The 12,180-nt window shown below is 27.1% G+C and carries 11 protein-coding genes; 4 read left to right on the top strand and 7 right to left on the bottom strand.

Annotation, left to right across the window (positions count from 1 at the left end; genetic code table 11):
- Window positions 1-26: 26 nt before the first annotated feature.
- The 7 genes from BMUR_RS12950 to BMUR_RS12920 all read right to left on the bottom strand — a co-directional run bounded on the left by BMUR_RS12950 (window position 27) and on the right by BMUR_RS12920 (window position 6,802).
- Entirely contained in the window at window positions 27-860 is an 834-nt protein-coding gene (locus BMUR_RS12950) for a DinB family protein (RefSeq protein ID WP_013114996.1), read from the bottom strand.
- A 30-nt stretch (window positions 861-890) separates the two neighbouring features.
- Entirely contained in the window at window positions 891-1,418 is a 528-nt protein-coding gene (locus tag BMUR_RS12945; RefSeq protein WP_013114995.1) for a ComF family protein, read from the bottom strand.
- Window positions 1,411-1,926, bottom strand: coding sequence for a hypothetical protein (locus BMUR_RS12940; protein WP_013114994.1), 516 nt, complete (start codon window positions 1,924-1,926; stop codon window positions 1,411-1,413). The genes BMUR_RS12945 and BMUR_RS12940 overlap by 8 nt, the downstream gene beginning before the upstream one ends.
- 70 nt (window positions 1,927-1,996) lie before the next feature.
- A complete protein-coding gene (locus BMUR_RS12935) occupies window positions 1,997-3,943 on the bottom strand; it encodes a lysozyme inhibitor LprI family protein (RefSeq protein ID WP_013114993.1) in 1,947 nt (648 codons plus the stop codon).
- Between the two features lie 129 nt (window positions 3,944-4,072).
- Complete coding sequence (locus BMUR_RS12930; protein ID WP_013114992.1) at window positions 4,073-4,861, bottom strand: ABC transporter ATP-binding protein; 789 nt, start codon at window positions 4,859-4,861, stop codon at window positions 4,073-4,075.
- 15 nt (window positions 4,862-4,876) lie between these two features.
- Window positions 4,877-5,785, bottom strand: coding sequence for an ABC transporter permease (locus BMUR_RS12925; RefSeq protein ID WP_013114991.1), 909 nt, complete (start codon window positions 5,783-5,785; stop codon window positions 4,877-4,879).
- Window positions 5,786-5,833: 48 nt separating this feature from the next.
- A complete protein-coding gene (locus BMUR_RS12920) occupies window positions 5,834-6,802 on the bottom strand; it encodes an ABC transporter substrate-binding protein (protein WP_013114990.1) in 969 nt (322 codons plus the stop codon).
- A 343-nt stretch (window positions 6,803-7,145) separates the two neighbouring features.
- Here BMUR_RS12920 and BMUR_RS12915 point away from each other — a divergent pair, with 343 nt between their 5' ends.
- The 4 genes from BMUR_RS12915 to BMUR_RS12900 all read left to right on the top strand — a co-directional run bounded on the left by BMUR_RS12915 (window position 7,146) and on the right by BMUR_RS12900 (window position 12,177).
- The gene (locus BMUR_RS12915) at window positions 7,146-8,099 is read left to right on the top strand and encodes an Rpn family recombination-promoting nuclease/putative transposase (protein ID WP_013114989.1); all 954 of its coding nucleotides are present in this window, start codon (window positions 7,146-7,148) and stop codon (window positions 8,097-8,099) included.
- Between the two features lie 460 nt (window positions 8,100-8,559).
- A complete protein-coding gene (locus BMUR_RS12910) occupies window positions 8,560-9,123 on the top strand; it encodes a hypothetical protein (RefSeq protein WP_013114988.1) in 564 nt (187 codons plus the stop codon).
- A 63-nt stretch (window positions 9,124-9,186) separates the two neighbouring features.
- On the top strand, window positions 9,187-11,172 hold the full coding sequence (locus BMUR_RS12905; protein WP_013114987.1) for a TonB-dependent receptor plug domain-containing protein: 1,986 nt from the start codon (window positions 9,187-9,189) through the stop codon (window positions 11,170-11,172).
- Between the two features lie 171 nt (window positions 11,173-11,343).
- Entirely contained in the window at window positions 11,344-12,177 is an 834-nt protein-coding gene (locus tag BMUR_RS12900) for a glycosyltransferase (RefSeq protein ID WP_013114986.1), read from the top strand.
- The last annotated feature ends 3 nt before the right edge of the window (window positions 12,178-12,180 follow it).

Below are 12,180 nucleotides of genomic sequence, written 5' to 3'. Positions count from 1 at the left end.
TTTTATCGTTATTTTTATAGTTAAAATTATACCATAGTCATTAAATTAGAATAATCATTTTTATAACCCATTTGATCTAATAAAACCGAAATCTCACCTCTATGATGAGTACTGTGATTTAATTCATGCATTATTAAATGATATCTTGGCTTTTTTACTTCTTTATTAGGTACTACTACCTTACCTGCTATATTAAAATCATCTATAGAATTAACAATAGCTATTATTACATCATCAAGTTTTTCTCTTACATCTATTAATGCTTTTAAATCTTTATCTATATCTATATTAAAACTAAAATCATTATTTAAATATGTTAATACCTCTTCATTAACAATATGTTTTTTATTGGAATATTTTCTGAATATACCAAAAAAATACATATCGCATTGAATCATATGCTTAAATATTCCATATACAGATTTAAAATAAGCACCAGCATCTTTTTTTAAATCATCTTCTTTTACTTTTAATAAAACCTCAATAAGCTCTTCATTAGCATTTTTATTATATAAAGCCATTAAATTCATCATTTTTTTTGCCGTTTTGTCTATAGGCTTTTTCACAGTCTGATTTTCTTTTAATTTTTTACTGTCTTCTATTCTCTTACTAACTTCTTTTGCAGTATCATCTTTTTTTACATTGATGAGATTTGTTTTCATCTGCTTTACTTTATCTGTAATATTTTTCTTCTCTTCCTGAAGTTTCTTTAACTGTTTGTTTTTTAACTCCTTAACATTCTTTTTCAAATCTTTTGTTATGCTTGATTTTATTTTTTCTATATCTTTAATTTTTCTATCTAATTTTTTAGATTCCATTTCAATTTTTCTAGTCAGTTCTTTTATATGAGCGTCCATCATAATATTAAATCCTTATACTATTTTTTTATTTCAGCTAAAAAAATGATTTCTATAGCAAAAAATTAAACATTCAAGATAATAATTAAAATTTAATGCCTTAAATAATTTAATAACCTCTTTCAAAGTTTCTCCTGAAGCATAAACATCATCTATTAGAAGTATATTTTTATTTATTAATATCAAACTTTCTTCCATTTCAAAAGCATTTTTGATATTATCCTTTCTTTCTTTTAAACTTTCTAAATATTTCTGCTCTTTTATATTTTTAATAATTTTTATTAAATCATATTTTGCTATATCAAACTTATCAGATATATAATCAGAAAAATAATTCATAATACCAGAGCTTTTATTTGAAGGTATATAAATAAGTATATCAAATTTATTATCATTTGCTTTTATATAATCATCTATACAATTAAAAATATTATAAGGTATATCTATTTCTTTTTTTTTCAAAGCCCTTATTTCATCGCCAAGCTCTTTATCTAAATCGCCAAGTGCTGTTACTTTTATATCATCTATATAAAAAACTTTATACGGATTAAAATTATTCATTTATAATATCTTTAACATTATTTTCTTTGAATATGAAATACATCAAAACAGAAAATACAAAATTTACTATAATTCCTTTATATCCGCTTAAAACTCCTCTAAACCAAGCATCAATACTTATATCAAAAATAAATGTCAAAATAATAGATGAAAATCTTGCAAAAATAAAAGCAAATAATGTAATCAATATAAAAGAAACATTTTTATTTCTAAAAAATAATACTATAGAAGAAAATACAATACCCTCAAAAATTAAAAAATATAAAGTAGGATGCATAGGCATATTAGTAAGAAAATAATTTATAAGAGGCGATATAATAGAAAGAAGAATTAAAAATAAAGGATTTAATATATAAGCTCCCAAAGATAAAGCAAAAAATATAGGCAGAAACTCCTTTCCGCTTAATCCAAAATAATGAACTGCTATTGGAGAAGCCAAACTTATAAAAGTAAGAAGAATCAATATAAGAGCATTAATATTTGTTTTTCTTATAACTAAACTTTTCATAATAAAACCTTTAATATTAAAAAAATACGTAAATATTATAAAATAAATCAAAAAAAATTACAAACTCTAATTATTTCATTCCTAATATATTCATCATTTCTTTTTCTATTTCTTCGACATTGCCCTGTTTATCCTGAATAGTTTTAGTCTCTAGGCGTCTGTTTTCCAATAATTTTTCTTTTCCGTCTTCATTAAGTTTTTCTCTTTCTCTGTAATAATTATCACTTATAAGTTTATCACCTATTCTTAATGTTTTATCAGAAACTATTGCCTTATCAGAATCACTGCCTGCTTTATTCATATCAAAGCTGGCATCTGTTTTTAAAGCTTTTTCAATTAAATCTGCCTTCCATAATAATCTAGGTATAAATTTATAATTTTTATAAGTAAACTGAACTACACTAACAACGCCGTTTTCTGTAAAAATATCCTGAGCAGTATTTGCCTGAGGATCTATAAGAAGCATTTTATTTTTTCCATCTTCTTCATATATTTTCTGATAAGTGTTTAATCCCTGCTTACTGCTGCTGTTTATCGATTTTCCTGCTGCACTTTCCAAATCAAGCTCCAAATTATCCTTCAAAAGCAAAGTATATGATGCCATACCTCCTCTTCCTCCAGAATGCTCATAAGTACCTGTTACCATTATCTCTTCTTTGCCGTCATTATTTATATCGCATAAGAAAAAATTAGGATAATATAATGGAAAAGACAATATATCATTTAAATACTCAGCATATTCTTCACTTTGAAATTTACCATTAGTGATAAAATTAGAATTGGTAACAAAATCTTTTAAATTATTATTTTTAACAGCATTAGTTTTAGCCGAAGTTAATTTTGAATCATCGCCAAGACGGAAATTAAATGTTTCATCTGCTTCATAAACTGCATATCTTGTATTTCCAATGAACAAAGGATTAAAGTAATAAACTTCTTTTAATTTATCATTTTCAATAGCATAAACAAAAGTATTTTTATTAAACTCCAAAAAATATAAATCTGAAAACTCATCATACTTTTCTTTAGGAGATGTATTTTCAAGATTATAAAAGTTTTCATAATATTCTATGTTAGTATCTATTTTGTTTCTGTTCAAAGCTCCTGAGGCATAAGTTCTTATATATCTGTTCATTATATTAGTATTTAACACATCTTTTATTACTCCAATAGAAGAGATATGTGCTGTACCTTCATAAATTATAGAAGATATATTATAATTATTTTCATTATAAACATCTAAATAGCCTGTATTTTTTGATATATATTTTAAGAATTTTTTTTCAAAAGCATCAGCAATTAATTGTTCAGCTCTTAAATCTTCTGGTGCTTCTATTATATAATTGACTAAATTCATTTTGTTGGAATATATTTCATTTGTATTATCATATTCACCTACTATACCTATAATCATTGATATATTAGTACCGCCTGATTTTTTCCACTCCCTTAAATAATTCTGCAAGTCAGAAAAATAATACAATGAATCACAGGCAATATACGATAAAAATAAAGCAAAATAGGTATCAGCATCTTTATTGTTAATACTTAAAAGCAAATCTCTAGCCTTTTTTAAAGCTAAATTTCTCTCTACATATATATATTCTGAAGCATAAAATGGAGTAAAATCATCAGCATACAAATCATCTCCTGATACATCATCTCTGTAGCTGTAATGATAGGCATTAGATATAAAATCTATAGAATATTTTTTTATATCATTATCTCCAACAAGTTTTTTATTAAGAAAATCTTTATTTCTGTTTATAATATTGCTGTAATATTCATCTTGATAATAATTTGTTAAAGCATTGCTGAAACTATCTTTATCGACTCTCACAGCTTTATATACATACTTCATATCAAAGAACGGGAGTTTATTATCTATAATATTAGTTACTATTTCTTCCTGAGTATTATTAGTATTGGATGCATTTGTATTATTTACAGAATTATTACTGCATCCTGAAAAAATTAGTATAAAAATAAAAAATACTATATAGAATTTATTAATCATAACACCCCCAGCAATTTATTTTTAGAAAACATATTTATCCTAATCTCTTATATAAATTATATATATAAGATAGCTTTTTTACAAGCATAAAATAAACTGCTGTATATTTAAGTGTATGCATATTAATTATTATGATAATAATAATTTGTCGCTTAAAGAACCGTCAGCAGTTTCAAATTTTTTGAGCAAGTCCGATATTTCTAAAGATTTTTTCTCTTCGCCTGAAACATCATATATAATATTACCATCATTCATCATTATAAGCCTGTTGCCGTAATGAATAGCATCTTTAATATTATGAGTAACCATAAACGCCGTAAGTTTATCTTCTCTTATTATCTCTTCAGTAAGCTCCAATACTTTTTTAGCAGTTTTAGGGTCAAGAGCTGCAGTATGTTCATCTAATAATAAAAGTCTAGGTTTTTTAAGAGTTGCCATAAGAAGTGTCAAAGCCTGTCTCTGTCCGCCTGATAAAAGACCTACCTTTGACTGAAGCCTTGTTTCAAGTCCTAAATCAAGCCTTTTTAATTTTTCTACATACTCTTCTCTTTCAGCATGAGTAATCCCCCATCTCAAAGTTCTTCTCTTTCCTTTTCTCTTTGCAAGTGCAAGATTCTCTTCTATACCCATATTTGAAGCAGTGCCTACCATTGGGTCCTGAAATACCCTTCCAAAAAGTCCAGCTCTTGCATACTCCTTTTTATCTGTGATATCAACTCCGTCAACAGATATAGTGCCGTAGTCAACTTCATAAACTCCTGCAATCAAATTAAGAAGCGTAGATTTACCAGCTCCGTTTCCGCCTATAACGGTAACAAAATCTCCGTCATTTAATTTTAAATTTATACCTTTAATTGCTTTTTTCTCTGTAATAGTGCCTTTATTAAACGTTTTATAAACTTCTTTTAATTCCAACATATTATTGCCCTCCGATTAACCTTTTCTTTTACCGCCTACAACTCTTGTAACCTTTCTGTTTAATACAGGCACTGAAAGAGCAATAGCAACAATTATCGCAGTAAGAAGTTTTAAGTCAGTAGCTTTAAGTCCCAACTGAAGAACTATCGCAATTATTATTCTGTATATTATAGAACCAAGCACTACAGAAGCAAGTTTGTACCAGAAAGAAAATCTATTTCCAAATACAACCTCCCCTATTATAACAGAGGCAAGCCCTATAACTATAGTACCTGTTCCCATACCTACATCCGCATAACCCTGACTTTGACTAACTAAAGCACCAGACAAAGCAACCAAAGCATTTGATATCATAAGTCCTATTATTTTCATAATATTAGTATCTACACCCAAAGCTCTAATCATCTTTTCATTATTTCCAGTAGCCCTTATAGCACAGCCCATCTCTGTACCAAAAAACCAATACATCAAAATTATAATAATTACAGAAAATATAAATCCTACAAGCAAATCAGATAATACTTTACTCAATGAAAACATATTTTGAATTATAGTCAAAGATGTATCCATTCCTAAAAGAGGTATATTAGGTCTGTTTCCCATTACCCTGATATTAATAGAATATAAAGCTATCATAGTAAGAATACCAGCCAAAATACCCGGAATCTGCAATTTTGTATTTAAAAATCCAGTAGCAAATCCAGCCAAAGCACCCGCTAAAAAAGCAAAAAATAAAGTAAAAAAAGGATTCATACCATTAGATATAAGTATAGCACTTACAGCACCGCCTAATGCAAAACTGCCGTCAACAGTTAAATCTGGAAAATCCAAAACCTTAAATGTTATATAAACTCCAAGCGTCATTATACCCCAAATAATACCTTGAGACGCTGCACCTTGTATAGCAAGTAAAAGCCCTTCCATATATACAAACCCTCTTTATTATTACTTTATTTTATTTATTACTTTTTATTATTTATTATACAATGATTCTGGTATAGTTATACCTATACTATTAACCATATTAGTATTAACAACCAAATCAAAAGTTTTTAAAGTTTCTATAGGCATATCAGCAGGCTTTTTCTCACCTTTTAATATAGATACTGCCTGAGTAGCTGTTAATTTGCCAAGTTCATAATAGCTTATAGCATAAGTGGCAGTTCCGCCTAGCATAGTCATACCGCCCTCCCCGCAAACTACTGGAAGTTTAGCAGGTTCAGCAACTAATGCCACTGTAGCCATACCTGCTGCTATCATATTATCAGTAGGAGTGTAAATTGCCTCAGCTCTGCCTATTAAACTTTGTACCATCTGCTGTATTTCATTAGCTGATGTAACAGTAGCATCTATATATTTTATACCCATAGAGTCTAATTTTTTCTTTGCTATATCCATTTGAAATACTGAGTTCTGCTCGCTTGAACAGTATAAAAGTCCTACAGTTTTTAAGTTAGGAGTAATCTCATTTAACAATTCTATCTGAGCTTCTACTGGAGTTAAATCTGAAGTACCAGTAACATTTCCGCCCGGTGCATTATTATCTGCTACAAGTTTGGCAGCTGCTGGATCTGTAACTGCTGTAACTAATATAGGTATATCTTTTGTCATATTAGCTACTGCCTGTGCTGCAGGTGTTGCTATTGCAAGTATCAAATCGCTTTTATCATTAACAAACTTCTGAGCTATAGTAACACAGTTTGCCTGTTCGCCCTGAGCATTCTGATAATCTATTATAATATTTTTTCCATCTTCATATCCAGCCTCTTTAAGTCCGTCAACAAAACCTCTGTATGAAGCATCTAAAGCATCATGCTCTATTAACTGTAAAATTCCTATTTTGAATACCTTATCTCCTGATGCATTTGAAGAAGACGATGAATTAGAACATGAAACAAATATCATAGACATAATAAGAAATAAAGAAGATAAATACTTCATAAAACAAACTCCTAATTTAATAATTGATAAAAAAATCAAAAAACTACATATAGTAATTATACTACATATAATAATAATGTCAATTAATAATAAAAGACAATATTAAAAGTTTATGACTTTTTTATATACATAAAAATATAGTTTGTTAATCTTTATATTTTTGCAAATGTATTATCAATTTTTTGATGTTTTTTGCATAAACCTGAAAAATCATACTTTATTTATATATTAAACCTAGTTTAAAGAACTGGAGTATAAGTTAAGTCTATTAAATACTGCAAATATTTTTTAAATTAAAAAATTAATTTTTGACAAACTAAAAAAATTTCAGTATAATTAAGCTATGAAAGAGATTAACAGACTTAATGATTTATTTGTACGATATTTAATCGGTACTGAAGGTGATGAGGATATATTAGAAAATATTGTTAATGCTGTTTTAAATGATGCGGACTTTGAATCGGTAAGCAATCTTGAAATTATTAATCCTTATAATTTAGCTTCAAATGAAAACCTAAAAGAATCTATTCTAGATGTTAAAGCAAAAACAAAAGACGGTAAAAAGATACTTATAGAAATACAGTTAGTAGGAAACAATAATTTTATAAAACGAATATTATATTACATAGCAAAAAATATAGCTTCTGAATTGAAAGAAAATGATTTATATACAGGTATAAGTCAGATGATTAGTATCAGTTTTATCAATTTTAATTTAACTATAGGAAATGAAACAGATATAAAAAAAGAACATAAATGTTTTACACTTGCAGATGTTTATAATCCTAATCTTAGATTGGACGATTTACAGATACATTTTATAGAAATTAAAAGATTTGCAGAAATATTAAAAAATGTTAGTATAGGTGAATATAACAAAAATAAACTTTTATCTTGGATTGACTTTTTTACAACTAAAGATTTAGAAAAAAGTATAAATAAACTATTAGGAGGTAATGATATCATGCCTAAAGTTATAGACAAATATAAAAGATTTGTAGCTGATGAAAAAGAGATGTCTGCTTACAATGAAAGAGATACTTTTCTTTACGGACAGGCTGCTATGCTTCAGTATGAAAGGTCAGAAGGAAAAAAAGAAGGCATAGAGATAGGTTTTCAGCAAGGTATAGAAAAGGGTATAGAAAAGGGTATAGAAAAGGGAATAGAACAAGGGATAGAACAAGGCTACAAAGAAAGTCAAATAAATATAGCAAAAGAAATGAAAAAAGAAAATATGGACATCAATCTTATAAGCAAATTAACAGGCTTGAATGCTTCAGATATAGAAAAACTTTAGAAATATTGTATAATTTCATGCTTAAATAGATAATTAAGAGTTCAATTTTGAAACAATAAAAGTATCATTTATGAAACAAATTAAACGAAAACAAAACTAGTTTAATAATTTTTATATAATTTTTTAAAAAGTTTACTTATAAAACATCTTGATATAAAAAAAACAAACATATATAATATATTGTATTCTATGGGAATGAGGGTGAAAATCCCACGCTGGCACGCAACCGTAAAGTTTAATTTTTTTTATTTTAATAAAAGAATTAACGAAGTCGGATTTACCATTTAAACAGGCGAGTGCACTGAAAAATTATTATTTTTTTATTATTGCTAATAAAAATTGTTCATTAAAAATATACGTTCACAATTTTATATTTAGCATTTTAATATCTAAAAATTATTATTTTATGCACTCCTTTATTGAAAAGCTTTTAATTTAATAAAAATAAAGGAGCATTTTTATGCAAAAACAAATCAAAATTCTATTAACACTCATAACAGTGTTAATATTAGCCGTATCATGTGCTAAAAACAATCCAAACAACCCAAACAATAATATAAATAATGGCGGTTCAGATGGAGAAAGAACATATACTTTCATAGCATCGGAAGAAATGTTATCAAAACCTTGGACTGACCAGACAAAAAAAGATTATTTTGAAAATAGTTGGAAAGAAAACTTAGCAAATCAAATCATATATAAAGACAATCTATATTCTACTATAAATGGCAGAACAGATGAAAATTGTAATTATTATGATGATGGTCAAGAAACTATTAAAACAAAATTCAAATATGCTACAAATGTAGTGAACAATGGAAAAAATTATATAGGAGGGCTATATTATAGTTCTACTGCCTACACTGGTTATAAGTGGTTTATTATATATCTTAATGAAGAAGGTGCTGAAATATGCGTCAATGCAAAAGGTACTTTAAGTGACGATGAAAACACTTTTCCTGATGCTAGCACTGAATGGTATACAACTCCAAGTGCAACTTATGGGTATATTAAATTAAATTAATAATCAAATGATAATTTATGGGGAGAAATAAAATAATTCTCCCTTTTACATATTTATATAAAAATGAAAAAACTAAATATTCTTTCAAAAGCATTATTTATTATAATATCTATATTTTTTTATTATCAAAATATAAATGCTCAAACTTATCTAATAAGAGAACTTAAAGGCGGTATCTGGGTTACTTCGCAGGTTGAAATTACTAATGCAGCTCAGACAAATAATACAAACAACACTGCAAACCCTATAAAAATCCCTAAAACTCCTATAAAGATTAATAACAATGTAATAACTTCCGAAGAAATTGAAAGAAGAGGCTATAAAAATGCTCAGGAGGTACTTGCCAATCAGTCAGGTTTTGTCAATAAAGGCTCTTATATGGGAAATGAAACAGTTGAACCTGCTGGCGGAAATGCCGACAACATGAAAATATATATTAACGGCGTTCTTATGAATACGGCAAAAGGAAATGCTGACGCTGGGGTAGATTTAAGGAGAATACCTGCCAATCTAATAGAAAAAATTGAGATTATAGGAAACAGTATTTATATTACCACAAAAACCCCTTTGGAAGATATTGTATTAGTATCTTTGGGCTACGGAGCATACAATACTATAACGCCTTCAATACTTTTTTCTAAAAACTTTGACAATAAGCATATTATTACTTTTACCGCCGACTCATATTACACTGACGGCAATTATTATTATGATTTTTTAAATAGCTCTCAAAAACCTATAATAGGATATATTAATGATAATAAACAGCTTATAGTAAACTCATCTCTTGACTACAGATATAATTTTGAAAATAAAAACTACATAAGAGCTTTTGTTAATATATCATATTCGGATGCAGTCTCAAAATATCAGCTTCCTCCTATAAACACAACAGATTCATGGTTTAAGTTTACAACATTAACATCTTCTATTTCATACAATGGATTTTCTGATATACTTGATTATAATATAAACTTATCTTATGTTTTTGATTCTTTTGTTGACAGACCTTATTATCAAAATGGAAAACCTATATCGGACTATAAGTCGCATGCAATAGCATTAAATACTTCCATATCAAGAATGGATGAGCTTATTCCAAATATTATAACATTCTACAATAAACTAACTCCAGAATATAGATATGACTTTTTAATTGAAGACACTAATACTATAGAACAAAATTTTAATTTTACACCTCAAAGACATTCCATTTCATTATTATATGAGCCTCAATTATCTTTCGGATATTGGGATAACAATACACCTATATTCTCATTTCTTCCAAGTATAAAATATGAATTTCAGCATGAAGATTTTGATATAAGCAGAAATAATAATTACTTGGCATACAATATTGCAGCAAATCTAAACTTCTACAGAGGATACAGTTTATATTTTTCATACTCTCATGACTACTCTGTACCTACATTCAATGATTTATTTTATAACAACTTTGGAAACCCATATTTAAAACCTGAAGAATACAATCAAATATATACTAAACTAACATTAGAACCAATAACAAATTTAAAAATAGAAGCCTCATATACATATACAACATACACAAATAAAATAGTTTGGTATTCAACTGTTCCAGAAAATGTAGACATAGCAGTTTCGCATATAGTTACACCAAGAATTGAGTATAATATACCTTTTGCTAAATATCATAAGATAAAAACAAAGTTAAGTTACTCTTATCAGCTTGCTTATATGGGAAAAAATAAACTTCCTAAAATAGGTTTGCCAGAACATGTAGTTACAGCATTGCTTGGATATGACTTTATACCAAATCATAAAGTATTAACTTCATTGTCATTAAATATTTATTATACATACTCTGCCCCAAGACCTTTATCAGAATACAGACCTATATATTATTCAGAAGTTTTTCATGACTTTAATATATCATTCTACTCCATATGGTTTGAGCATTTAATATTTTCTATGAACTTCAAAAATATTTTTAATAAAACTCCTATTCTTTCAGCATATTCTATAGCAAAGCCTTTTACTTGGGAATTTGAATTTGGGTACAATTTTTAATAGTACAAAATTATTATAATATAAAAAAGAATATTTACACATTAAAATAATAAAATATGTAAAACACTACATTCATAGTTTATAAATTAAATTAATATATTATCAAATAAACATTGTTATTTTTTTATTATTAATATAATATAAAAATATTAAAATATTGGTAAGTAATAAATGGTAAGCATTATAATAACAACAAAAAACTCTGAAAACTTTATTGCTAACTGTATCAATGCTGTAAAAAACTCTAACTACAAAGATACAGAAATAATATTAGTAGATAATAGTTCAACAGATAAAACAGCAGAAATAGCAAAATCATTAGGAGCAAAAACTTTTATTAAAGGACCTGAACGTTCTGCACAAAGAAATTACGGAGCTGAGATGTCCAAAGGAGAAATAATAGGTTTTTTAGATGTAGATATGACTTTATCAGAAAATGTTATTACAGAATGTTTAGAGATTTTTGAAAATAATAAAAATATTAATGCAATATACATACCAGAGAAAATATACGGAAAAAACTTTTTTAACAGAGTAAGAAGTTTTGAGCGTTCTTTTTATGATGCCACAGTGATAGATGCTGTGCGTTTTTTTAGAAGAGAGGCTTTTATAAAAATAGGAGGCTTTGACTTAAACTTAAACGGTACTGAAGATTGGGATATTGACAGACGCATAAAACAAATAGGCGAAGTATCTATAATAAAATCTCCTCTATACCATCATGAAAATCACACATTAAAACAATATATAATTAAAAAAAGCTATTATGCCTCAAACTTTGATAACTACTTCAAAAAATGGGGACATGATGAAACCACAAAAAAACAATTTGGTATGTTCTACCGTTATATTGGCGTGTACATAGAAAATGGTAAATGGAAAAAACTACTAGCTCACCCTATTTACTCAATTTCTATGTACTTTTTAAGATTTTTAATTGGTGTTGTTTATATACTTTCAAAATTTAATATATCAAAAAAAGAAAATGTTTATAAACAAAAATAAATA

Source organism: Brachyspira murdochii DSM 12563, from assembly GCF_000092845.1.
Taxonomy (GTDB): Bacteria; Spirochaetota; Brachyspiria; order Brachyspirales; family Brachyspiraceae; genus Brachyspira; species Brachyspira murdochii.
The sequence above is the reverse complement of the archived record's forward strand: the minus strand, read 5'-3'. Positions and strand labels throughout refer to the sequence as shown.

Excerpts from the sequence above, each read along its gene's own strand:
- BMUR_RS12900 (WP_013114986.1), top strand. The coding sequence starts at position 11,344 with ATGGTAAGCATTATAATAACAACAAAAAACTCTGAAAACTTTATTGCT.
- BMUR_RS12940 (WP_013114994.1), bottom strand. The coding sequence starts at position 1,926 with ATGAAAAGTTTAGTTATAAGAAAAACAAATATTAATGCTCTTATATTG.
- BMUR_RS12935 (WP_013114993.1), bottom strand. The coding sequence starts at position 3,943 with ATGATTAATAAATTCTATATAGTATTTTTTATTTTTATACTAATTTTT.
- BMUR_RS12920 (WP_013114990.1), bottom strand. The coding sequence starts at position 6,802 with ATGAAGTATTTATCTTCTTTATTTCTTATTATGTCTATGATATTTGTT.
- BMUR_RS12925 (WP_013114991.1), bottom strand. The coding sequence starts at position 5,785 with ATGGAAGGGCTTTTACTTGCTATACAAGGTGCAGCGTCTCAAGGTATT.
- BMUR_RS12945 (WP_013114995.1), bottom strand. The coding sequence starts at position 1,418 with ATGAATAATTTTAATCCGTATAAAGTTTTTTATATAGATGATATAAAA.
- BMUR_RS12930 (WP_013114992.1), bottom strand. The coding sequence starts at position 4,861 with ATGTTGGAATTAAAAGAAGTTTATAAAACGTTTAATAAAGGCACTATT.
- BMUR_RS12915 (WP_013114989.1), top strand. The coding sequence starts at position 7,146 with ATGAAAGAGATTAACAGACTTAATGATTTATTTGTACGATATTTAATC.
- BMUR_RS12950 (WP_013114996.1), bottom strand. The coding sequence starts at position 860 with ATGATGGACGCTCATATAAAAGAACTGACTAGAAAAATTGAAATGGAA.
- BMUR_RS12910 (WP_013114988.1), top strand. The coding sequence starts at position 8,560 with ATGCAAAAACAAATCAAAATTCTATTAACACTCATAACAGTGTTAATA.
- BMUR_RS12905 (WP_013114987.1), top strand. The coding sequence starts at position 9,187 with ATGAAAAAACTAAATATTCTTTCAAAAGCATTATTTATTATAATATCT.